This window comes from Adlercreutzia mucosicola DSM 19490 (assembly GCF_000422625.1).
In the GTDB taxonomy this organism is placed as follows: domain Bacteria; phylum Actinomycetota; class Coriobacteriia; order Coriobacteriales; family Eggerthellaceae; genus Adlercreutzia; species Adlercreutzia mucosicola.
This window is the reverse complement of record NZ_AUGK01000005.1, coordinates 276,014-298,206: the sequence shown is the minus strand read 5'-3', so window position 1 is coordinate 298,206 and position 22,193 is coordinate 276,014. Positions and strand designations below refer to the sequence as shown.

The following is a 22,193-nucleotide window of genomic DNA, read 5'->3' as shown; positions in this document are numbered from 1 at the left end:
CATCAGCTGTGGTGGACAGGCGGTCTGAAGCTTGCCCCTGCGGAGTCATTCCCGCGGAAGTGCGAGGCCGCCCCCCGCAAAGGCTGCGATGACGATCGGGCGGGCTGAAGCCCGCTCCTACGATGGCGCTGCTGCGGTAGCACGATGGTCGCCCCTGCGGAATCGATCGGCATGAACGACGGTCGCAGCGGCCTCCCCGTGAAACGGCCCCTGTGGGAGCAATTCCCGCAGGGGCCGTTTCACGTTCAATGGCGGCTCCGTTTCGAAACCCTACATACTCTCGTGACTCTCTACGAGATCGATAAGCTCTTGCTGCTTGTGCACATCCAGCTTGCGGTAGATGTTCTCGATGTGGGTGCGGGCCGTGCCCTGGGCGATGTGCAGGTCGCGGGCGATGATGGCCAGAGTGCGCCCGTAGGCCAGAAGCACGATGACCTCGCTCTCGCGGGGCGTGAGGCCGAAATCGCGGGCCACGGCCGCGCAATGCGACTCGATGCGCCCCTCGCCACTGCTCTCTTCTTGGGTCTCGCCCTCGTTCTCGGCCGCAGCCTCCGCGTCTCCGTCGGCTGTTTTGGCGCGCTCCTCGTGACTCTCGCGCCGCCCCTCGCGCAGCGATTCGGATAGCTGGGCCACGGTGCCCTCGGGCAGCACGAGGAAGGCCACGATCACCAGGCACAGGATGGCCGCCATGGCCAGCACGTTGGCCTGCAGATCTCCCACGACCACTAAAGCGGCGGCCACATGGCTCGCGGCGTTGCCCAGGGCCATGCCGCAGAACATGAAAGCTACGCCCAGGCCGAAGATGTACAGGCCGCCGCCGCGCCGGCGCCGCGCGGCGTCCACGAACAGCACCCAGGTGAGAATGTCGAAGAACTCATAGCCCACATTGATGATGAGCAGCGAGAAGGCCGCATGACTGTCGAACAGCAGCGCGATGGCCACGTATCCCGCCACCATAATGGGCAGCGAGAGCCGATAGATGAAGGTGGGGTTGAAGCGGTCGCGTACCCGCGCCACGATGGCGAAGAACGCAACACCCACGACGACCAGAGCGAAGATGGCGCTGCCGCCGAGCGCGGCCAAGGGGTCGGCGCCGGTGTTCATGGTGTCGAACATGCGGCAGAGCAGCGAGAAGATCATGATGGAGAACATGAGCTTCCCCACGCCCAGGGGCACGGCGCGCTTGCGCCGCGCGGCATCGCCGGACTCGGCTGCGGCTCGGCTCTCGGGCGCTTCGGCGCTCCCCACGGCTTCCCCGTCCGTTGCGCCCCTGGCCGCCGCGGCGCCTGGCTTCCCGAACAGCGTTGCCCAAGGATGTCCCGTGCGGTGGGCGTGAAAGGCCAGAAGTGCGAAGGAGAGCAGCGGGATCGCCGTAAAGCCCACGAAGCTCGTATGGCTGGAGGACAGAGCCGACACCATGGCGGTGACGACGGCCGCCGCCGGCGAGGCGAAGGCGGCGAACTGCACCGAATGGTGGGCGAAGCGGTCGCCCCACAGCACCTGTAAGGGACCGGCGCCCATGCCGCCCGTGACGAAGCCGCAGACCATGAGCACCTCGCTGTTGAGCGCGACCGCCAAGGGGATGAGAGTGCCGCTTGCCAGCAGCGCGAAGGGCGTGATCTTGAACAGCAGGCCGCGCACGCGCACCACCACTGGGCCGCCGCTGCGGCACACGAGGGCCACCAGCAGGGCGCACAGGGCTCCGGCGGCCAGATACACCCAGTGGGTGGGCGATGCGGCGGGCAAGACGAGGGGCGCGCCGAGGCAGAACACGATCCAGGCCCGGCACAGGCCGAATCCCAGCACGATGATAAGGAAGTCCAGAATGGCCGAATCGGTCACGGCGCCGAGCGGCGCAGGGGCGCTCTCCGAAGCAGAAGCCGCGCCGCCCTCGACCGCGCGATCGGTGTTCTCGAGCGCAGCAAGGGCGCCCCCGGCAGCGCTTCCCCCTAACGAGCGAGCTGTGTTCTCGGTGTGCCGGTGCCCGCGTATTTGAAATGACACTTGCGTCCCCTCCCCAGGCTGTGTCGTTGTGCGGTGATGAGCATGATAGCGCATTCGGGTTTTCCTTCAGCCTACGATCATAGCCGAAGGGGCATTTAGCGCCTATCGGATCGAGAATCGTAGAGGCTCTGATCAGGGGATTCGCTCAGCATCTACGAAAAAATTATCGCAAAATCCGACGGACGTTCAGATGTGCGGATCAAAGGCGAACCGTAACCTTATGCCTTGCAAACGCGGATGCAGGCCGCGAGGGGAGGGGCTCGGCGATCACGGCGAGCGGCCCTTGACAGAAGGCTGCGGAGAAAAGGCTCCGCATATCCGCACGAGTAACAGGAGGAAGGACCATTATGAAGAAGGATGCGAATCTCGGCGTTTCCCGCCGCTCGTTCCTCAAGGGCGCGGGCCTTGCCGCGGCGGCCATGGCCGGCACCGCGGCGCTCGCCGGCTGCTCTCAGGAGAGCGGTCAGGGCGCCCTCGCCGACACCGGCGACTGGATGCCCGCCAATTGGGACTACGAGTGCGATCTGCTCGTCATCGGTTACGGCGGCGCGGGCATGTGGGCGTCGCTCATCGGCGCCGACGAGTGCGGCCAGGAAGTGATCGTGCTGGAGAAGGCCCCCGAGCGCGGCGGCGGAAACAGCTCCATCAACAACGGCGAGTGGACCATCGTGGAGGAGGCCGACAAGCAGCGCTTTAAGGACTACATTCGCGCCTTCACCAAGGGCAAGACCCCGGATGCTATGATCGAGGCCTGGGTCGAGGAGTGCGCCCGCAACACCGAGTATGCCGACAAGTACGGCATGACCTACGAAGTGGTGGAGGTGGCCCTGGCCGGCGCCATCCCCGAGTACTACTTCCTGGACGACAACGCCTACGAGGGCTCCTGCAAGCTGTCCTCGGTGGACGGCTTCGGCATGCTGTCCTTCCACGAGCTGGACGCCCAGCGCGAGCAGCTCGGCGTGCAGGTGCTGTTCGACTGTCATGACGAGCGCCTCATCCAGAATCCCGCCACCAAGGAGATCGTGGGCGCCTACACCATGATCGGTAACGAGGAGAAGACCGTGAAGGCGCGCAAGGGCGTTATCATGACCATCGGCGGCTTCGAGTTCAACGAGGAATTGAAGAACGAGTACCTGAAGTGCTCCCCCTTCAAGTTCGAGGGCTGGCAGTACAACACCGGCGACGGCATCAAGATGGTGGAGGACGTGGGAGCGAAGCTGTGGCACATGGACATGGCCATCTCCATGTACTCCATGTGGACCCGCGATCCCGAGTACGACTTCTCCATCCTGTACTTCATGCCCGGCTTCAGCTACTTCAACGTGAACCGTCTGGGTCGCCGCTTCGTGAACGAGAACAACATGGGCTCGCCGCACAACGGCTGGCACACCCTGCTGTCCTTCGACGACTCCATCGCCGACTTCGACCGCATCCCGTCCTGGGGCATCTTCGACCAGAGCTGCTTCGACGCCGGTAAGCTGTCCACCAGTCAGGGCGACTTCTTCGAGTGCGGCAACTTCGCCAGCGACCTGCCGGATTCCATCCGCGCTTGGGACGGCTGGAGCCAGGACAACAAGGCCGAGCTGGAGCGCGGCTGGATCCTGACCGGTGCCACCATCGAGGAGCTCGGCCAGAAGATCAAGGAGTTCGACCCGCTGATGGACGTGGACGCGCTGAAGGCCACTTTCGATGAGTACCAGGGCTTCTGCGCCGCCGGCAAGGACGCCCGCTTCGACCGCGCGGCCGAGACCATGGTGCCCCTTGATGCCGGCCCCTACTACGCCGTGTCCATCTACCCCGGCTCCTGCTCCACCCTGGGCGGCCCCATGAAGAACGAGCATGCCCAGGTGCTCGACCCGGCTCAAAACCCCATCCCGCGCCTGTACGCGGCCGGCTGCTTCGGCAACTTCCAGAGCCACACCTACGGCATCACCGGCGGCAACAACGCCGAGAACCAGGTGTGGGGCCGCATCGCCGCCCGCCACGCCGCTGGCCTGGAGAACTGGGACGCCGAATAGCCGCACGATCCTGACCGCGTCGAGAAGAGAGGAACGAAGTAATGGAACGTGAAGCTGTAACCGTGAACCGTCGCCGTACCCTTATGGCCGTTCTCGGCGCGGTGGTTGCGCTGACGGCGCTGATGGCCTGTCTCATGGGCTGCGCTCCCCAGGCGAAGCCGGCCGCGAGCGATTCCGGCGATGCCGCGACGGAGGAATCCGCCGACCCCATGGCGGGCCAGCCGGTGAATTGGACCATGGAATCCGATTGCGCCACCTGCCACACCGTGGAGGCCGAGTCGGCGACTGACGCCGCGTGCCCCCAGGATGTGGCCCACGAGGCCGAGGACATCACCTGCGTGCAGTGCCATACCCAGGAAGACGTGCTGGCCACCGAGCACGCCGATGTGAAGTTCGGCGACAAGCCGGCCTCCAAGGCCACGGTGGACACCGTCGACCCGGCAACCTGCATCAGCTGCCACGGCGACCTGGCCGAGGTGGCGGCGCTGACCGCCGACTCCACGGCGCTGACCGACGACAAGGGCACGACGGTAAATCCGCACGAGCGTCCCGCCGGCGCCAAGCACGAGGAGAATCCGGCGACCTGCACCGATTGCCATAACAACCACTCGAAGGACCTGCCGAAGGATGCGATGAAGTACTGCGCCCAGTGCCACCATCGCGGAGTGTTCGAGTGCGGCACCTGCCACGAGCTGCGCGATCGCGAGACCGCCTAGCCGAGCGCTTGGGTCGGGGGTGGCCTGGGGCCTGCCCCCGCGGGCGGATCACGTTTGCCCGGGGCGGGCTGAAGGCCGCCCCTACGGGTGGGCGCGATCCAATCGTGCAGCCTGCAGCCCGTGGTGACTGCGTAGGGGGGGGCGGCCTTCAGCCCGCCCGCGCCGCTAACAAGCTTTTCCCGTGTCGGGGCGGCACTCCCTCCCGCCTCCCCGACGCCCCCCGGCCCGACCGCCCCCGCGGTCGGGCTTCCTTTTTTTGCAATGCCTCGCGAATTCCACGGCAGGTGCGCTCGCTTTTGGTGCGCATGAAGTTTTCGACTGCGCTGCCCCCTCTGTGAGCGCATTGCCGAGTCGGCGCTTTCCGATGCCTCTTTCTGCGTCAGATTTTGAGTTACGAGCGTCTTTCTTTTGCTTGGAGAGGGTCGTTTTAAGGTTCCGCGTGAAAATGACCTGATCAGAGCGTTGTATCCTCGAGCGTCTTTCCAAGTTTTGCGTCACCGTGTTCTTCCAAAGGCTCATAACTCACATTCTGGTGCATTTTTCGGGTGATTCGTTATCCGATCTGTCGATGCCCTGTGGTGATGTCGAAGCAAGGGGGCGCTTTTCCCTGCCCCGAGAGGATGGCGGGGCATGTTGATTGCATCAAGGCCGAGGCGGTGAGAACTGCGTGTGGTGGAAGACTCTCAATTCGTGGCGAAGTTGCAGGTGTCGGCGGTGAAAGGAAGGGGGACGGTCGGGTATCCTGCGCCCCGCCTTCCGCGCGATGGCGTTGGCTATTTCGATGAACTCGGAAATACTGTCGATTTGCGAGGAAGTGACCATGATGACATCGAGTCCGTCGGCCGTTAGAGCGTCGCGACGGCGGGAGTCGTGTGCTTGCTGATGTCGCTGGGTGTGAGAGGCGAGGCCGTCGTACTCCACTGCAACATGGAACTGCGGCCAGAGAAGGTCGCACACCGCTCGTTGGCTGCGGCCGATGCGGGTTGCGCTCTTCGAAAGTGCAACGGGCTCGTTGGTGAGAGCCGGGGGCAGGCCCATTCCTCCCCATCGCGCGGGTGTCAGGAGCAGCGCGGCCATCTCCGTTTCCTTTACCGAGGCGGATTTCGCGCGAACGAAGCGGGCCGCCACGCGTGCCCGCTGAACCCCTTTGATGCGCGCGGCGCGATTGGCGAATGAGGCGATTCGGTCGGGTGTCGTGAGCGGGGATCGTACGAGCGTGCTTGGCTGGTCGGTGTCCAAGGGGTAGCATCCGCAAAGCTCGTAGCCTAAGGCGATGAGCCCGCCAAAGGAGAGGGTTTCGGCCATTTGGATGAACGCGAGCTCGGGGGAGCAGACGGCAACGCCGGGGGCGATTTCAAGGAATGCCCCTCGCGGCAGAAGGGCAGCGAGTTGGTGGGTCCGGACATGCTTGGTGGGGTGGCGCCCCTCTTTGGGCTGAGCGAGGATGTGGAGGGGGTGTCCAGTTGCGGCGCGGGCCCACCGTTCCTCCAACGCTCGCTTGAGACTGGGCCTCTGGATGTCCTCGATCACTGCGCGCACGGCTGTCTCGGTGTCGGCGGCGCGGGCGAGAGAGCGGAAGCTCCTCAAGCGGGAGGCGGGGAGATGTCCGGTGTCTCGAGGACGCAGATCATGGAACTCTCGCAGGGTCAGAGGATGATTGCGCGACCACTGCCTGAGAAATTCTAAAGATGTTATATGACTAAAAACTATTTCCATATGTATAAGAATATCAGATGAAAGATTATATGCGACTAAAGACGAAGTGCGTTTTCCAAATTGCTATCAGGATGCAACAGGGCGTTCTTTTTGTTGGAGGTGTGGCGGCCTCGGCAGATCGAGGGCGAGGCGGTAAAGGGGGGTTCCCGCGGAAGGCCTGAGAGGGGCGAAGCGATTCTGGGGCTTTTGACGGGATGGTCGACAAAGGCGGCTCATTGTGCATGAGATTTGGAGTTATGAGCGTCCTCATTCCGCGACGAAGGCTGTGATTTGAAAGAGCTTTTGAGAAGCACCTGGTCAGATTAGTGTGCTCGATAGCAAGTTCCTTGCTTGACCTCTGCGGCGAGCTCTGAGACGCTCACAACTCCAAATCTCACGCAAAAAGTAAGCGTTTTGTGTGCTGGGAGCGCGACCGGCTCCGTCCCACGGCTGCAGAAGAGCCTGGGGCGGGGCTGGGCGGGGGGCGCTGCGCCGCCCCCGCTCGGTGCGCTTGGGGACAGGCGGTTGCGGGGCCCTCTCTAAGGGGGCCGGGGATGGTGAGTCGAAACGAGGTGCTGTTGCGGCCGTTGCCGCCCCTACTTCGCGAGCGCAGCGGCGAGGGCCTCCGGGTTCACGCAGGCCTTGGGCGTGCGGCCGAGCACCATGTCGATGGCGTTCTGAGTGCAGCGGTGGCGCAGCTCGGCGGCGGATTCCTCCGACCAATAGGCGGCATGGGGCGTGAGCACCGTGTGGGGCGCCGTGCGAATGACCGCGGTGGGGGGAAGCGGCTCGTCCTCGAACACGTCGAGCCCCGCGCCCCACAGGCGGCCGGCGGCGAGCGTTGCGGCCACGGCATCGGTGTCGATAACGGCACCGCGCGCGGTGTTCACCACCACGGCGTCTTCTTTCAGCAGGCCGATGTTGCCGGCGTTCAGCAGATGGCGTGTCTCGGGGGTGAGCGCCGTGTGGAAGCTGACCACGTCGGCGGCGCGTAGCAGATCGTCCAAGCTGAGGCAGGGAAAGCCCTCGGCGGTGACGGTGCCGGGCGCGCAGCGGCGGTCCCATACGACGACCTTGAACCCGAGGCCGGCCGCCTTCGTCGCCGTGGCCCGACCGATGTTGCCGTAGCCCGCCACGGCAAACGTGCGTCCCGCCACCTGCCCCAAGGGCCGGCGTTGCCGGAAGTTCCACACGCCGGCGCGCATGTCGGCGTCCAGCTCGTTGATGCGCCGCAGCACGGCCAGGGCCAGGGCGATGGCGTGGTCGCTGACGACTTCGGTGCCGTAGCCGGGCACGTTGCACACCACGGTGCCGTTGGCAGTGGCCGCGGCGATGTCGATGTTGTCCACGCCGGTGCCTGTCTTGCTGATCACCTTCAACGACGGCAGGGCCCCGATCACCTCGGCGGTGAAGCGCCCGTAGGACGTGATGATCCCGTCGGCGTCCGCGCCGTGGGCGATAATCTCGTCCGCCGTGCAGTTGCGCCCGTGGTTGAAGCTGGTGAACCGAACGCCCACGGCTTCTGCCATTTCCCGTTCGAAGTTGCAGTCGTCGAAATCGAAATCCACCATCGCGATGGTTGCCATGAGTCCCCCTTCGAGGTTGCGCCGCTTTCTGCAGAGAGAGGATCCCATTGTATATCCCATGGCGATGACGATAGCGGGAATTCGTAGCGATGCGCAGGCGGCCGACCGAGAGGTGTCCTATACTGCGGAATGACATGAAGGTTGTTCGATCAGATGGGAGTTCCATGATGAAGAAGCTTGAGGGGCGCGTGGCCATTGTAACCGGGGCCAGCTCGGGGGTGGGCCGGGGACTGGCCAAGGTGCTCGCCGAGAACGGCGCGAAGATCTGCGCCTGCGCCCGCCGTGTGGAGAAGCTCGAGGAGCTGAAGGCGGAAGTGGAGGCCTTCGGCGGGGAGGTGCTGCCCGTGGCCTGCGACGTGACCGACGTCGACCAGATCAACAACGTGGTGGCCCAGTGCGTCGAGCGCTTCGGCGGCATCGACATCCTCATCAACTGCGCCCAGGGCGCCATGCAGTACCGCGAGATCAACGACGTGGACGAGGCCTACGCCCTGGAGGCCTTCGAGAGCGGCCCGCTCGCCTCCATGATGTTCATGAAGGCGTGCTTCCCCTACCTGAAGGAGAGCGGCCACGGTCGCATCATCAACACCGCCTCGGCGGCCGGCTACGACGGCAACGCGGGCTTCGGCGCCTACGGCATGGCCAAGGAGGCCATCCGCGCCATCACCCGCACGGCGGCCAACGAGTGGGGCAAATACGGCATCACGGTGAACGTGTTTTTGCCCATCATCGCCACCGACTTCTTCCGCGAGACCCAGCCGGCGGCCCTGAAGAGCCTGGAGGCGAAGACGCCGCTCGGCTACATCGGCACCACTGAGGCGGACTGCGCCCCGCTCATCGTGCTGCTCGTCAGCGACGAGGGCGGCTACTTCACCGGCCAGTCCTACATGGTGGACGGCGGCATCCACAAGCACTCCTAAGTCGCTCGCGACAGAGCGGCGGCGTGGTGGCGCGGCAACGTTCGCGAGCCGTCGCAATCGCAGAACCGCCACAGGGCGCCCGGCCATAAGGTCGGGCGCCTTTTTCATGGGAAAGGGCGCGGGGCGAGACGCGTCGCGGGGTGGAAAGAACTCCGGGAGCTGTCTTCGAAACAAGGGCCCGTTGGGGGTTGCGGATGTTCCCACGACCGAAAAAAGTTGCGGGTCTTGACAAGCGTGGTATGATATGCAGCTGTACTTGTAACGTCAGAACACGTGAGGAAGTTTGTCAATGGATTTGGCCAAGCAGGCAAAGATCGTCGATGGCATTCATGATACCCTTCATGACTTCGTCGGTCAACGACTGAAGGTGCGCGCCAACATGGGCCGCTCGAAGATCGTCGAGAGCGAGGGTGTGCTCACCCAGGTTCATCCGCAGCTGTTCATCATGGAGGTGGATCGCAAGCGTGGTCGCACCGCCCGTCAGTCGTACCAGTACGTCGACGTGCTCACCGGCATGGTGGAGCTGTCCCAGAACGGCGAGCCCTTGTTCGCCCCGTTCGTGGACGAGTCGCTGGAGCTTGTGGACTACTCGTTGGAAGAGCGTGTGGTCTCCTAAGCAAAGGAGTTGACAATCTTCTTCAAATGGGGCAAACTACTGCCTTGCGCGAAAGCGCTTACCTTCGTGGGGATGTAGCTCAGCTGGGAGAGCATCACGTTCGCAACGTGGGGGCCGAGGGTTCGAATCCCTTCATCTCCACCACGAAATTCAAAGACCTCCGACGCCGGGGGTCTTTTTCGTGTGTCGGGCTCGGGGCTCCGATCCCGCCTGCGCGCTCGCTACCCGAACCACGCTGCGGCCAAGGCGCGGATGCCGGGTTCGATGTCGTCCTCGGCGATGGAGGAGAATCCTACGAGCACCGTGGAGCTCACGTGCCTCGCCGGATCCGTCCAGTACTTCTTGGTGGGGTACACCGCCACGTCGGCCTCGGCGGCCCGGCGCACCAGCTCGTCTTGGGGCCGGCCGTCGCGTACGCGCACGAGCAGGTGCAGCCCCGTGCCGTTCTCCAGCATCTCCACGTCGTTGCCCATGGTGGCGCTCAGCACGCGGGTGAGCGTCTCGTACTTGCGGCGGTTCTTCGCCTGCACGCGGCGTAGGTGCCGGTCCCACGACCCGTCGGTCATGAAGCGGGCGAGCACCTGCTGGTTGAGCCACGGTACCGGCGAGTAGGAGCTCGCGAAGGCCTCACGCCATCGGTCGCGCAGCGGCTCGGGCAGCACGAGGTAGTTGATGCGCAGGGCCGGGGAGAGCGATTTCGAGAAGGTGCCCATGTAGATGACGCGCCCGCGCCGGTCCATGGAGGCGAGCGGTGGCAGCGAGCGCTCGCGGTAGCGGAAGTCGCGGCAGTAGTCGTCCTCCAGCAGGTAGGCGTCGTGGCGCTCGGCCCACTTTAGCACTGCCTCGCGGGTGTCAGTGGGCATGACGCGGCAGGTGGGGAACTGGCTGGAAGGCGTGAGGTAGGCGAGGCGTGCGCCCGAGGCCTCCAGGTCGTCCAGAAAGGCGGCAGTGCCGAGTCCCACCCGGCATGGGGCCAGCGGGAAGCGCGATCGCTCGATGACCGTGCGCACGCCGTCGTAGCCTGGGTCCTCCATGGCCACTGCGTCGCGGACGGGGTCGAAGAGTGCGAGCAGGTTCTGCACGCTCGTCTGGGTGCCCCCCTGGACGACGATCTGCGCCGGGGTGCAGTCGATGCCCCGCTGGGTGGAAAGCCGCCAGGCGATGGCCGCGCGCAGGCTCTCCTCGCCGAGCGGGTCGTTGTAGGCGTCGCAGCCGGTGCTCTCCACCGACAGCAGGATGTCGTCGGTGATGGCGCGCCAGGTCATGGCCGGGAAGGTTCCGGGCTCCAAATCGCCGTAGGTGAAGTCGTAGCGGGCCCGGCTCGCCTTGGCGCCGATGAGCGGCTCGGCCAGCAGGGCGCCGCGGTCGGCATCGGCCTGCACGAAGGCGACGTTCTGCACGATGTAGCCCGAGCCTGGCCGGCTCTTCACGTAGCCCTCCTGGGCGAGCAGCGCGTAGGCGTTCTCCACGGTATTGCGGGCGCAGCCCAGATCGGCGGCCATGCTGCGAATCGGCGGCAGGCGCGAGCCCTCGGGCTGGTCGCCCTCCTCGATGCGGTGGCGCAGCTGGTCGAAGAGCTGTTGGTAAAGCGGCGTGTCCAGGCGGTCGTCCAGGTGCATGGCTCATCTCCTCGCAGGTTCGGCGGCGGCTCCATGATAGCAAAATGAGGAAATTTCATGAATGCGTCCCCATTGTTCAAAGAACCGTCCCCATTACTTTCGAGAAAATCGTCCCTAAACTCGTGTAGCGTCCCCAAATATTCAGGGCAGAGCGTCCCTTTCTCGAAAGATTGTCCCCCTTGTATGCTGGCAGCAGCAAGGGACGGAGAAGAACCGTCCCCAACACATCGGAGGGGGTGCGTTATGAGGATCGTCGCTGCTGCGGGAGCCGCCGCGGTGTTCGCCGCCGGCGTCGCCCTAGCTGCCGCCCCGCCGCCTCTGCCCCTGCTGCGGCCGCCGGGAATGGCGTCTCCGGCCGACTTCGCCGCGCGCTGCGTGCGCTGCGGCCGTTGCTTGGAGGCCTGCCCCTATCAGGCCATTCACGCCGCGCCGCTGAACGCGGGACGGGCGGCCTCCACTCCCTTCGTGAACGCCCGGGCCCAGGCCTGCCGGCTCTGCCGCGACTTCCCCTGTGCCGCCGTTTGCCCCACCGGCGCTCTTGCCGTGCCCGAGGAGCGCGCTGGCGCCGCCATGGGCACGGCCGTCGTGAACGAGGAGACCTGCCTGTCGTTTCAGGGCATGCGTTGCGAGGTGTGCTACCGCGCCTGCCCGCTCATCGACGAGGCCATACGCATCGACTACCGTCCGCGCGAGGGCGATGCCATCCACGCGGTGTTCGCGCCGCAGGTGAATGCCGAGGTGTGCCCCGGCTGTGGTTTGTGCGAGCAGCGCTGTCCGGTGGGCGATCCGGCCCCGGCCATCGTCGTGGTGCCCACGGGTGCCGACGAGGCGGCCTACCTGGCCCTGCGCAACGACGCCGTCTAGGGCGGCATCGGCGTCGCGGACGCCGCTGTTTCGGGAACCCGGGGCCGACGGCCCCTGAACCAAAGGGAGGAATCATTCTATGGAACTCACTCGACGCTCGTTTGTGAAGTCCACAGCCGTGGCCCTCGCCTCGGCCGCCGCCGCGGGCACCCTGGCCGGCTGCTCGTCGCTCGCCGGCACCGGCAGCGCCGCTGCGTCCGGCGAGGGCGTGAAGACCGTCGGCGTCTGCCGCTTCTGCGGTTGCGGCTGCGGGGTCATCGTGGAGGCCAAGGACGGTAAGGTGGTTTCGGTCACCGGCGACCCGGAAAACGGGTCGAGCCGCGGCCTGAACTGCGTGAAGGGCTACTACCTGGCCCGCGCCCTGTACGGCGAGGACCGCTTGACGGTGCCCCTTATCCGCGACGACAAGGCCACCAAGGGCACGGCGTCTGGCCTGCGCGAGGCCACCTGGGACGAGGCCCTCGATCTGGTGGCGACCAAGCTGCGCGACACCTGGAAGGCCGATAAGAGCCGCCTGGCCTTCTGGGGAAGCGGCCAGCAGCCCATCGTGGAGGGCTACTGCACGGCGAAGTTCTGGAAGGCAGGTCTGCTGTCCAACAACATCGACCCCAACGCGCGTCTGTGCATGGCCTCGGCTGTGGTGGGCTTCATGAACGTGTTCCAGACCGACGAGCCGGCCGGCTGCTACGCCGACATCGACGAGACCGACGTGTTCGTCACCTGGGGCGCGAACATGGCCGAGGCCCATCCCATGCTGTACTCGCGCCTGACGGCCCGCAAGCTGGCCGATAGCGCTGTGCGCCACTACGATGTGACCACCATGACCACCCGCACCTCGGCCTCGGCCGACAAGGTGCTCACCTTCCGCCCCGGCAGCGACATCGCCATCGCGAACGCCATCGCCAACTACCTCATCGTGAACGACAAGTACGATCACGCTTTCGTGGCCGATCACGTGCAGTTCAAGCAGGGCACCGAGAACATCGGCAACGCCACCGACGACGGCTACGACAAAAGCGAGATCGGCCAGGCTGTGGATAACGTGGAGCCCATCACCTTCGAGGCCTTCGCCACGCGTCTGGCCCCCTACACTCTGGAGTACGCCAGCGAGCTGTCCGGCGTGCCGGCCGAGGACATCCAGGAGCTGGCCGAGGTGTTTGCCGACAAGAGCCGGCGGGTGCTGAGCCTGTGGACCATGGGCGTGAACCAGCACAACCGCGGCACCTGGATGAACCACTGCATCTACAACATCCACCTGCTGACGGGCCGTTACGCCCTGCCCGGCGACGGCGCCTTCTCGCTGACGGGGCAGCCCACGGCCTGCGGTACAGCCCGCGAGGTGGGCACCTTCTCGCACCGCTTGCCTGCCGATCTGGTGGTGAAGAACCCGGATCATCGCCGTTACACCGAGGCCGTTTGGGACCTGCCCAACGGGTATCTGGACGCCATCGAGAAGCCCGGCTATCACACGGTGAAGATGTTCCGCGAGCTGTCGAAGGGCAACATCGACTTTCTGTGGAGCGCCCACAACAACTGGGCCGTGTCCATGCCCAACCTCACCCGCTTCCTCGGCAAGGGCGATCTCACGGGCGTAAACGACGCTTTCATCTGCGTGGCCGAGGTGTACCCCACCCTTTCCACCCAGTACGCCGACGTGGTGCTGCCCGCGGCCATGTGGGTAGAGCGCGAGGGGGCCTTCGGCAATGGCGAGCGGCGCACGGCCGTGTTCGAGAAGGCGGTGGACGCGCCGGGCGAGGCGAAGTGGGACCTGTGGATGCTCATGGAGATCGCCAAGCGCGTGCTCGCCGGCGAGCAGATCGGCGGCGAGGACGCCTTCGACCATCTGTTCGGCGCCTGGTACGACGCTGAGACGGCCGCCTTCAAGGGCACCGATCGGGAGGTGTGCGCGAGCATCTGGGAGGAGTACCGCACCTTCAGCAACCCCGACCTGAACCCCGATGCCGCCGCCATCAACGCCGAGGCGAAGCTGAAGATGGAGGCCAAGCAGCTGGCCCCCTACGAGGAGTACATCCACAACCACGGCCTCACCTGGCCCGTGCGCGAGGTGGACGGCCAGTGGCTGCCCACGCTGTGGCGCTTCTGCGACGGCAAGCAGGAGGACGGTTTCGACCAGTACGGCATCGAGGCCTACGGCGAGAGCGGCCTGGCCGGCGGCGTGAGCTTCTACAAGTCGGCCGACAAGAGGCCCTCGGTGGTGTTCCGCCCCTGGGAGCCGCCGGCGGAGGAGCCGAGCGAGGAGTACCCGTTCTGGTTCTGCACGGGCCGTCTGCTGGAGCACTGGCACACTGGCTCGATGACCCGTCGCGTGCCCGAGCTCGATCGCGCCCTGCCGGAGGCCCTGCTGGACATGAATCCCGCCGACTGCGAGCGTTTGGGCGTGACCGATGGCGACCGCGTACGTGTGACCTCGCGCTTCGGCACCTGCGACATCACGGTATCCACGGCCGGCCGCACCCGGCCTCCGGCAGGCATGGTGTTCGCGCCGTTCTTCGCTGAGGAGACGCTCGTGAACCTGGTGGTGCAGGACACCTACTGTCCGCTGTCCAAGGAACCGGACTTCAAGAAGACCTGCGTTTCCATCGAGAAGATTGAGGGGTAGACCGATGAAGAAGACCAATCTGATGGCCGCCGCGGTGCTGGCGTGCGCCTTGGGTGGCGCGGCCCTGGCGGGCTGCTCCGGCGCTGCCGAGGCCGGGCCTGTCTACAACCCCGGCGAGCCGCCGCTCATGCCGGCGCTGCATGAGGGCCGCTTCGAGAGGTTGGGCGCTAACGGCTGCTACGGTTGCCACGGCTCCAGCGATACGGCCGAGGTATTCTTGGCCCAGGCCGCGCCCCTGCCCGAGGATCACTATGCCGGCGGCGACAAGGCGAGCCGCCAGATCGACGGCCCGCGGGCCGAGTGCCTCACCTGCCATCCCGTGGCGGTGGACTAGCCATGGGGGCGCAGGGCGAGAAGGTGGTCGTCTCGTCGCTCGTGGTGGAGGCGCGGCCGCCGTCGGTGGAGGCCGTGGCCGCTGCCCTGGCACAGATGGAGGGTGTGGAGGTGCACGAGGTGAACGGCTACAAGATCGTCGTCACCATCGAGGCGCCCTCCACCGGCGCCTCCCATGAGATATCGAGCCGCTTCATCCAGATCCCCGACGTGCTGAACGTGAACCTCGTGTACGTGAACTTCGAGGATGAAGTGCTATGAGGATAACTCTGGTGCGGCGAGTGGTGCAGGTGCTTATGCTGGTGCTGTTCTGCCTGCCGCCGCTGCTGGCGGGATGGGGGCTCGCGGGGCTGTACGCGGGCGGCGATGGGGAGGTTGCCACACCGGCCGAAGGTGTGTTCTTCGGGAGTCTGTCGGCCTCCAGCTTGGGTCCCGTGCCGCTGTTCGACCCGTTGGCGGCCTTGGAGCTGCTGGCCGCCAACGGGGGCGCGGCGATGGCGGCCCTGGCGGGTGCGGGTACGGTCGCCCTCGTGTACGCCCTGGTGCGGGCCCGGGCTTTCTGCGGGTGGGTCTGCCCGGTGAACCTTATCGGCGAGGGGGCGGATGCCGCCCGACGCCGCCTCGGTATCGCGGTGCCCGAGCGCGTGGTTGACCGCCACGTGAAGATCGCCGTGGCGGCGGCCGTGGTGGCGGCATCGGCGCTTGTGGGCTTTCCCGTCTTCGAGACCGTCTCTCCCATCGGGGCGGTGAACAAGGGGCTCGCCTTCGGCGGGTTTGCCGGGGCGGGTACACTTGTGGCCATCGTGATCGCCGAGCTCTTCGTGAGCCGGCGCGTGTGGTGCCGCTCGCTGTGCCCGCTGGGCGGCCTCTTCCAGGTCCTCGGCCGCGCGGGCCAGGTGAACGTGCACATTAACCACGACGCCTGCGTGCACTGTGGTCGATGCGAGGAGGCGTGTTTGGCCGATCCCGTCATTTTGGCGCCCGCGCTCTCGGGCGACGACATCATCGTGCGCGCCGGCGACTGCATGGCCTGTGGCGCCTGCGTGGACACGTGCCCCGCTCGGGCGCTGAGCTTCTCTCTCGGCCGCCTTCCCGCGCGGGCGCAGACCCGGCGGGAGGAGCGCGATCCCGTGTCAGAATCCTAGGAAGCGTCGGGTTGGCCCTCGCTCCGTCCCCACCAATGAGCGGAGAACCGTCCCTTTTCGCGGGAGGCCCCCTCGCGGTAGTCTCGTGTCAACGGAAGCTGCGCCGATGAGCGCGGCCGATCAAAGGAGGGAACCATGAGAAAGTCGACGATGCGCATCGCTGCCACGGCCGTAGGCACGGTGGCGCTGGTGGCGGCCCTGGCCGCTTGCGCGCCCGCGGGATCCGGCAACCCGCAGGAGCCCGTGACAGGCGCCGCTCCGGTCGAGACCCCCGAGGCCGACGAGTTCGGCGTCGTGCTGGCCGACAGCTGGAAGGACATCTACCCGGGCCAGTACGCCACCTACAAGGCCAACGAGGCCAACAGCCCCGAGGGTAAGATGAACTACCTGGAAGAGTACCCGGAGCTGGCCACCATGTACGCCGGCTATGGCTTCGCCAAGGGCTACGACGAGGCCGCGTCCCACAGCTACACGCTGCGTTCCATCTCGGAGACGCCGCGCGTGAACGACAAGACCCTGGCCAACTGCATCACCTGCAAGACGCCGCAGTTCACGGCCATGGTGAACAGCGAGGGCGACGAGGTGTACGCCCGCCCCTTCGCCGAGGTGCTCGCGCAGATGAGCGAGCCCATCAGCTGCTACAACTGCCATGAGAACGACCCCACCCAGGTGGTCGTCACCCAGCGGCACTTCGCCCATGCCATGGGCTCCGATGCCGAGCAGGTGCCCGTGGAGGCCCAGACCTGCGGCCAGTGCCACAACGAGTACTACTTCGATCCGGACACTAAGGCCACGAGCAATCCCTACGAGGGGCTGGCGGCCATGGACGCCGAGGCCATCTTGGCCCACTACGACGAGATGGGCTTCAAGGATTGGGAGCACCCCGAGACCGGCGCGCCCATGCTCAAGGCCCAGCATCCCGAGTTCGAGACCATCTACGGCGCCGAGCAGTCTTCCATGGCCAAGCAGGGCTACAGCTGCGCCGATTGCCACATGGCCCCCGTCTCCGACGAGAACGGCGAGTACAGCTCCCATGAGCTGGTGAGCCCCCTGGAGAATCCCGCGATCACGGAGCAGTGCGGCAGCTGCCACAAGGACATCGCGGGCGAGGTGCGCGGCTGGCAGAAGGAGGTTACCGACCGCGAGCACGCTATCGCCGCCGACATCAAGCGCTACACCGACGAGCTGGCCGCCCAAAAGGACAGCCTGGATGCCGACAAGCTGGCCCAAGCCCAGCAGATTCAGCGCCATGCGCAGTTCTACTGGGACTACGTGATGGTGGAGAATTCCGAGGGTGCCCACAACTACAAGGCCGCCCACGCCAACCTCGACAAGGCCGAGGCCCAGTTGGAAGAGGGTTTCGCCCTGCTCGGCATCGCCTAGGTTCGGCTCATTCATCCACTCGCGCGGGAACCCTCCCTCCTGCGCTTCGGCCCGGCGCGCATCCTTCAACGGTGCGCGCCGGTGCTGTATCCGCCCCATTGCGAAAGTGTTGCGTTTGCGCTGATCTGCTGATTTTGGCGTAATTTATCTTCGCGCGCGCGAGGGCTTCGGCGATACTGGCCGATGGTATTTTTCAGACCGTCGGGGAGGCCGGTCTGGCTCATCGACGGAAACAGGAGGATTATGAACGCGAAGATGAAGAAGAGGATGATCGCCGTCTCCGGTGTCATCGTCATCGTGCTCATCCTGGTGCTCGCCTTTGTGGGCGGCAACACCGCGGCCACCACGCTTTCGGTGGCCGAGGCGGCCGAGAACCCCCAGGCCGGCCAGAAGGTGCAGGTGTCAGGCAATGTGGTGCAGGATTCCTTCAGCACCACCGACAACGTGCTCACCTTCAAGATCTACGACCCGGAGGGCGATCCGGCCACCCAGCTGGAGGTGCGCTACGACGGCGCCGCCTCGTCCACCTTCGGCAATGACGTCACCGCCATCTGTACCGGCAAGATCAACGAGGCCGGCGTGCTGGAGTGCAGCAACCTGGTCACCAAGTGCCCCTCGAAGTACGAGGACGGCGCCGATGCCCTCATGGTGTCGCAGCTGCTCGGCTACGGCGATGACGTCATCGGCAAGGTGGTGAAGGTGTCCGGCACCGTGAAGGCCGGCACGCTGAGCGCCGCCGGCCAGGGCGATCGCTTCGTTATCGTGGATACCGCGGACGGCTCCGAGCTGCCCGTCGCCTTCGACGACGCCCTGTCGGAAGACGTGGCCGACGGCACTGCCGTGGTGCTGACCGGGGCCCTGACCGAGGACGGCAAGTTCGCCGCCACCGACGTTGCATTGGAGGGCTAGGCCATGTCGATGATCGGACTTCTGGGGCTGCTCGTCGCTTTCGCGGGCTGCGTCATCTCCATCCTGTGCCTCGGGGTGGCCCATCTGCTGCACAAGAAGCGCTCCTTCGAGCGCGCCGAGACCCTCGCTTGGGGCGGTCGCGTGGCCGCGGTGCTCACGGCCGCGGCGCTCACGGTATGCTGCGCCGTGCTCGTGTGGTGCTTCTTCACCGGCGACAATTCCATCCAGTACGTGCTGGACAACCGCTCGAATTCTACGAGCCCCGAGGCGTGGCTGTACAAGCTGGCGGGCCTGTGGGCGGGGCGCCAGGGGTCGCTTCTGTTCTGGGCCTGGCTCATCGCCGTGTTCAACGCGATGCTGGTGTTCGCCACCCGCAAGGATGCGCGTCCGCTCGACAACGGCGCGCTGTGCATCTCCCAGCTCGTGCTGACCGCCTTCGTGTCGGTGCTGCTGTTCTCCGAGAGCAACATGCCCTTCCTCGTGACCGACGCCCGGTTCTTCAGCGAGGACGGCGCCTTGTCGACCATGGCCTCGGCCCGCTCCATGAACGCCCTTTTGGAGCACTGGGCCATGGCCATCCACCCGCCGACGCTGTTCATCGGCTACGCGGGCCTGACTATTCCCTTTGCCTACGCCGTAGCGGCCCTTATCGTGAACGACGACTCGGCCCTGTGGGTGAACCGTTCCACGAGCTACCTCATGTTCTCCTGGCTTCTGCTGGGCATCGGCATCGGCCTGGGGGCCGTGTGGGCCTACGTGGTGCTCGGCTGGGGCGGCTACTGGGGCTGGGACCCGGTGGAGAACGCGAGTCTGCTGCCGTGGCTTGTGGGCGTGGCGCTCATCCACTCCTTCACCGTGTACCGCCAGCGCGGCGCCTTCAAGCGCTGGAGCGTGTTCTGCGCCTGCCTCACCTTCTGCTTCGTGGTACTCGGCACCTTCATCACCCGCTCGGGCCTCGTGCAGTCGGTGCATGCCTTCGAGGGCGACCCGGTGTCGCTCGTGATGTTCGGTGCCCTTATCGTGCTGTCGCTTCTGGCCGGCATTGTGGGGCTGTTGCTGCGCCGTCGCAGCTTCGGCGCGGTGAACGCGGCCGACGACGACATCGAGTCCATGATGTCGAAGGAGGCGGCCTACTACGTGAACAACCTGATCATGGTGGTGTTCGCCGTGCTTTTGGCCTACATGACCGTGTCCTCGGCCCTGCCGAGCTGGCTGCCCTTCGGCGGCCAGTCGCTGTCGGCGGGCACCTACAACGCTATCGCCCGGCCGCTTGGCGTCGCGTACCTGGCCATTTTGGCCGTCTGCCCGCTTCTGGGCTGGCGCCGCACCGACAAGAAGGCCTTCTGGCGCGCCGCCCGCGTGCCCGGCCTGTGCGCGCTTCTGCTGTTCATCGTGCTGATGGTGTACTTCGCCACCTACCTGCTGCCCAGCTACAACGCCATGATCGCCATGGGCGGCACCACGGCCGAGGGTCTGCTGGAGCAGGGCGCCCCGTGGTACTACAACGGTCTGGCCGTGGTGGGATTTGCCGTGGCGAGCCTGCTGTTCTTCAACGCGCTGTTCATGGCCGTTCGCTCGCTGAAGCATGTCGGGGCGGGGAAGATTCGCCGTCGCCTCGCCCTGTTCGGCGGTTCGGTGGCCCACGCGTCCATGGGCATCATCCTGGTGGGCCTCATCGGCTCGGCGATGTACGTGACCGAGATCACCGGGTATTTGACCTATGACGAGGAGGCCGACGGCACTTCGGACACTTTCATCATTCAGGATTTCGAGCTGGTGTACAAGGATAACTCCATCGACGAGCTGGGCAACGGCAACGTGCGCTATGCCCTTACCTTCGATGCCTACAAGGACGGCCAGTTCGTGGGTACGGTGAATCCGGCCGTGCAGCTGGTGGGCGCCACCCAGCAGCAGAAGCTGGAGGCGAGTGTCATTGGCTTCCCGCTGGAAGATTTGTTCGTGGTGTACCGCGGTGTGAACGACGCGGGCGACTATTCCATGGACGTGCGCGTGAACCCGCTCATCTCCTTTGTGTGGGTGGGCTTCGGGCTGCTCATGGTGGGCTGCCTCATCCCGCTGTTCGCCAAGCGTGCCTCCAAGCGCGAGGATGCCGACGCCGATGACGCGCCGACGAGTGTCTTGGCCGCTACGGCCGGGGGGGACGCTGCCGCCGGGGCCGAGGAGGCTGGCGCGGCCGATGCTGCCGCTACTGCGGCCGATGCGGGGGAGGGCAAGTGAACCCCGCCATTACGGTCGAGCATCTAACGAAGTCGTTCGGGGGCCGCAAGGCTGTCGACAACGTGTCCTTCACGCTGCCCGAGGGGGCCTTCCTCTCGGTGTTCGGCCCCAACGGCGCCGGCAAGACCACGCTTCTGCGCATGCTGGCCACCCTGGCGCGTCCCACCGAGGGCGCCATCACCCTGGCCGGCATTAACCTGAAGGAGGAGCCCGAACAGGCCCGCGAGGCCATCGGGCTCATCTCCCACAACCCTATGCTGTACCCCGACCTCACGGCCGAGGAGAACCTGCTTCTGTACGCGAAGCTCTACGGGGTGCGCGACCCGCAGAAGCGCGTGGTGGAGCTGCTGGACGCCGTGGGATTGAAGCACCGCCGCCTCGATCGGGTGCGCACCTTCTCCCGGGGCATGACCCAGCGGGTGTCCATCGCCCGGGCCTTGGTGAACGACCCGTCGGTGGTGCTTTTGGACGAGCCCTATTCGGGTCTTGATCCTCACGCCATGCGCATCTTCGACGAGCTCATCGACAGCGTGCGCGAGAACCGCACCTTCGTCATGGTCAGCCACGATTTGGACAAGGGCCTCGCCCTGGCGAGCCACGTGCTGGTGCTCGCTCGCGGCCGCGTGGTGCACTTCGGCGAGAAGGACCAGATGAGCCCCGACGAGTTCGCCGACCTGTACCGCACCACCGTGGGAATGGGGGTGAGCTAGATGGAACGCGAATCGGAATGCCGCACGGCTGAGCGCGGAGGGACAAGAAGCACTCTTTGCAAAGCTCCCAGCACCTGGACGCAGTACAAGACCCTGCTCGCCAAGGACCTGAAGGCGGAGTTCCGCACCAAGGACATGGTGGTGTCCATGGGCATCTACGCCTTCTTGGTCATCGTGGTGTTCGGCGTGGCCCTGTCCTTCGCCCGTCCCGGGGCGGAGTTTCTGGAAGTGTCCGGCGGCCTTCTGTGGGCGCTCGTGGTGTTCACATCGCTTCTGGGCCTGAACCGCTCGTTTGCCAAGGAAACCGAGAACGGGTGCTTGGAGGGCCTGCTTTTGGCGCCGCTCGACCGCGGTGTGATCTTTCTGGCCAAGGCGACGTCGAATTTGGTGTTCCTTGTGCTGGTGGAAGTGATCGCCGTGCCGCTGTACTGGGTGTTCTTCTCCAGCTTCGCGGCCCCGGCCGAGACGGGCTGGCTGCTCGTAGCGCCGCTCGTGCTCGGCAGCATCGGCATCGCCGGCATCGGCACCATGCTGTCCACCATCACTGCCGCCACCCGCGGCAAGGACGTGATGCTGGCCCTGCTGTTCGTGCCTGTGATCTTCCCCTTGCTGTACGCCTGCGTGTCGGCCACCACCTGCGCGCTCGTGGGCGGCGATGTGTTCGCCGACGGATTTCTCACCTCGCTGGCGCTCGGCGCTGGCTACGATGTGGTTATGATTCTCGCCAGCTGGGTGCTCTACGATTTCGTGGTCAACTGAAGGAGACGACCTGATGCTGCGGTTCCGACAGGCACCCGCCCTTCGCGTTCAGAGCTTA

At 65.7% G+C, this 22,193-nt stretch carries 18 protein-coding genes and 1 tRNA gene; 15 read left to right on the top strand and 4 right to left on the bottom strand.

Going from position 1 to position 22,193, the window contains the following annotated elements; translation table 11 throughout:
• Positions 1-270: 270 nt before the first annotated feature.
• Positions 271-2,004 (bottom strand): helix-turn-helix domain-containing protein, encoded by a 1,734-nt coding sequence (locus G503_RS13610; RefSeq protein ID WP_051190895.1) that lies wholly within the window; start codon positions 2,002-2,004, stop codon positions 271-273.
• A gap of 347 nt (positions 2,005-2,351) precedes the next feature.
• Between G503_RS13610 and G503_RS0103970 the strand changes: the two genes are divergently transcribed.
• Together G503_RS0103970 and G503_RS0103965 are read left to right on the top strand one after the other, a co-directional pair.
• Entirely contained in the window at positions 2,352-4,022 is a 1,671-nt protein-coding gene (locus G503_RS0103970) for an FAD-dependent oxidoreductase (RefSeq protein ID WP_028026556.1), read from the top strand.
• A gap of 41 nt (positions 4,023-4,063) precedes the next feature.
• Complete coding sequence (locus tag G503_RS0103965) at positions 4,064-4,738, top strand: cytochrome c3 family protein (protein ID WP_028026555.1); 675 nt, start codon at positions 4,064-4,066, stop codon at positions 4,736-4,738.
• 642 nt (positions 4,739-5,380) lie between these two features.
• Here G503_RS0103965 and G503_RS16275 read toward each other — a convergent pair.
• Both G503_RS16275 and G503_RS13600 read right to left on the bottom strand, forming a co-directional pair.
• Positions 5,381-6,277, bottom strand: a complete 897-nt coding sequence (locus tag G503_RS16275) for a hypothetical protein (RefSeq protein WP_156891909.1) — start codon at positions 6,275-6,277, stop codon at positions 5,381-5,383.
• Between the two features lie 752 nt (positions 6,278-7,029).
• Entirely contained in the window at positions 7,030-8,019 is a 990-nt protein-coding gene (locus tag G503_RS13600; RefSeq protein WP_169628140.1) for a C-terminal binding protein, read from the bottom strand.
• A gap of 164 nt (positions 8,020-8,183) precedes the next feature.
• Here G503_RS13600 and G503_RS0103940 point away from each other — a divergent pair, with 164 nt between their 5' ends.
• The 3 genes from G503_RS0103940 (at position 8,184) to G503_RS0103925 (ending at position 9,699) form a co-directional block, all read left to right on the top strand.
• Positions 8,184-8,939: an SDR family NAD(P)-dependent oxidoreductase gene (locus G503_RS0103940; RefSeq protein ID WP_051190893.1), complete on the top strand. Its 756-nt coding sequence runs from the start codon at positions 8,184-8,186 to the stop codon at positions 8,937-8,939.
• Positions 8,940-9,228: 289 nt separating this feature from the next.
• Positions 9,229-9,555: a Veg family protein gene (locus G503_RS0103935; RefSeq protein WP_028026551.1), complete on the top strand. Its 327-nt coding sequence runs from the start codon at positions 9,229-9,231 to the stop codon at positions 9,553-9,555.
• Between the two features lie 68 nt (positions 9,556-9,623).
• Positions 9,624-9,699: transfer RNA gene (locus G503_RS0103925), tRNA-Ala, on the top strand.
• A gap of 77 nt (positions 9,700-9,776) precedes the next feature.
• Here G503_RS0103925 and pdxR read toward each other — a convergent pair.
• Positions 9,777-11,174, bottom strand: a complete 1,398-nt coding sequence (pdxR, locus tag G503_RS0103920) for a MocR-like pyridoxine biosynthesis transcription factor PdxR (RefSeq protein WP_028026550.1) — start codon at positions 11,172-11,174, stop codon at positions 9,777-9,779.
• A 243-nt stretch (positions 11,175-11,417) separates the two neighbouring features.
• Between pdxR and G503_RS13595 the strand changes: the two genes are divergently transcribed.
• The 10 genes from G503_RS13595 to G503_RS0103870 all read left to right on the top strand — a co-directional run bounded on the left by G503_RS13595 (position 11,418) and on the right by G503_RS0103870 (position 22,135).
• A complete protein-coding gene (locus tag G503_RS13595) occupies positions 11,418-12,038 on the top strand; it encodes a 4Fe-4S dicluster domain-containing protein (protein WP_051190892.1) in 621 nt (206 codons plus the stop codon).
• Positions 12,039-12,117: 79 nt separating this feature from the next.
• Positions 12,118-14,658, top strand: a complete 2,541-nt coding sequence (locus G503_RS0103910) for a molybdopterin-dependent oxidoreductase (RefSeq protein ID WP_028026549.1) — start codon at positions 12,118-12,120, stop codon at positions 14,656-14,658.
• 4 nt (positions 14,659-14,662) lie between these two features.
• Positions 14,663-14,992, top strand: a complete 330-nt coding sequence (locus tag G503_RS0103905) for a nitrate reductase cytochrome c-type subunit (protein WP_028026548.1) — start codon at positions 14,663-14,665, stop codon at positions 14,990-14,992.
• 2 nt (positions 14,993-14,994) lie between these two features.
• Positions 14,995-15,252, top strand: a complete 258-nt coding sequence (locus G503_RS0103900; protein ID WP_235715485.1) for a chaperone NapD — start codon at positions 14,995-14,997, stop codon at positions 15,250-15,252.
• Positions 15,249-16,136: a 4Fe-4S binding protein gene (locus tag G503_RS13590; protein WP_051190891.1), complete on the top strand. Its 888-nt coding sequence runs from the start codon at positions 15,249-15,251 to the stop codon at positions 16,134-16,136. Before G503_RS0103900 ends, G503_RS13590 begins: the two co-directional genes overlap by 4 nt.
• Positions 16,137-16,271: 135 nt before the next feature.
• On the top strand, positions 16,272-17,519 hold the full coding sequence (locus G503_RS0103890; RefSeq protein ID WP_051190890.1) for an ammonia-forming cytochrome c nitrite reductase subunit c552: 1,248 nt from the start codon (positions 16,272-16,274) through the stop codon (positions 17,517-17,519).
• Positions 17,520-17,762: 243 nt separating this feature from the next.
• Positions 17,763-18,428 (top strand): cytochrome c maturation protein CcmE domain-containing protein, encoded by a 666-nt coding sequence (locus G503_RS0103885; RefSeq protein ID WP_028026545.1) that lies wholly within the window; start codon positions 17,763-17,765, stop codon positions 18,426-18,428.
• Between the two features lie 3 nt (positions 18,429-18,431).
• Positions 18,432-20,666 (top strand): heme lyase CcmF/NrfE family subunit, encoded by a 2,235-nt coding sequence (locus tag G503_RS0103880; protein WP_028026544.1) that lies wholly within the window; start codon positions 18,432-18,434, stop codon positions 20,664-20,666.
• Positions 20,663-21,376, top strand: a complete 714-nt coding sequence (locus G503_RS0103875; RefSeq protein ID WP_028026543.1) for an ABC transporter ATP-binding protein — start codon at positions 20,663-20,665, stop codon at positions 21,374-21,376. Before G503_RS0103880 ends, G503_RS0103875 begins: the two co-directional genes overlap by 4 nt.
• Positions 21,377-22,135: a heme exporter protein CcmB gene (locus G503_RS0103870; RefSeq protein WP_028026542.1), complete on the top strand. Its 759-nt coding sequence runs from the start codon at positions 21,377-21,379 to the stop codon at positions 22,133-22,135.
• Positions 22,136-22,193 lie beyond the last annotated feature (58 nt).

Bases quoted from the DNA above. Each gene is read 5' to 3' on its own strand.
- G503_RS0103970 (WP_028026556.1), top strand. From the start codon at position 2,352: ATGAAGAAGGATGCGAATCTCGGCGTTTCCCGCCGCTCGTTCCTCAAG.
- G503_RS0103965 (WP_028026555.1), top strand. From the start codon at position 4,064: ATGGAACGTGAAGCTGTAACCGTGAACCGTCGCCGTACCCTTATGGCC.
- G503_RS13600 (WP_169628140.1), bottom strand. From the start codon at position 8,019: ATGGCAACCATCGCGATGGTGGATTTCGATTTCGACGACTGCAACTTC.
- G503_RS0103940 (WP_051190893.1), top strand. From the start codon at position 8,184: ATGATGAAGAAGCTTGAGGGGCGCGTGGCCATTGTAACCGGGGCCAGC.
- G503_RS0103935 (WP_028026551.1), top strand. From the start codon at position 9,229: ATGGATTTGGCCAAGCAGGCAAAGATCGTCGATGGCATTCATGATACC.
- pdxR (WP_028026550.1), bottom strand. From the start codon at position 11,174: ATGCACCTGGACGACCGCCTGGACACGCCGCTTTACCAACAGCTCTTC.
- G503_RS13595 (WP_051190892.1), top strand. From the start codon at position 11,418: ATGAGGATCGTCGCTGCTGCGGGAGCCGCCGCGGTGTTCGCCGCCGGC.
- G503_RS0103910 (WP_028026549.1), top strand. From the start codon at position 12,118: ATGGAACTCACTCGACGCTCGTTTGTGAAGTCCACAGCCGTGGCCCTC.
- G503_RS0103905 (WP_028026548.1), top strand. From the start codon at position 14,663: ATGAAGAAGACCAATCTGATGGCCGCCGCGGTGCTGGCGTGCGCCTTG.
- G503_RS0103900 (WP_235715485.1), top strand. From the start codon at position 14,995: ATGGGGGCGCAGGGCGAGAAGGTGGTCGTCTCGTCGCTCGTGGTGGAG.
- G503_RS13590 (WP_051190891.1), top strand. From the start codon at position 15,249: ATGAGGATAACTCTGGTGCGGCGAGTGGTGCAGGTGCTTATGCTGGTG.
- G503_RS0103890 (WP_051190890.1), top strand. From the start codon at position 16,272: ATGAGAAAGTCGACGATGCGCATCGCTGCCACGGCCGTAGGCACGGTG.
- G503_RS0103885 (WP_028026545.1), top strand. From the start codon at position 17,763: ATGAACGCGAAGATGAAGAAGAGGATGATCGCCGTCTCCGGTGTCATC.
- G503_RS0103880 (WP_028026544.1), top strand. From the start codon at position 18,432: ATGTCGATGATCGGACTTCTGGGGCTGCTCGTCGCTTTCGCGGGCTGC.
- G503_RS0103870 (WP_028026542.1), top strand. From the start codon at position 21,377: ATGGAACGCGAATCGGAATGCCGCACGGCTGAGCGCGGAGGGACAAGA.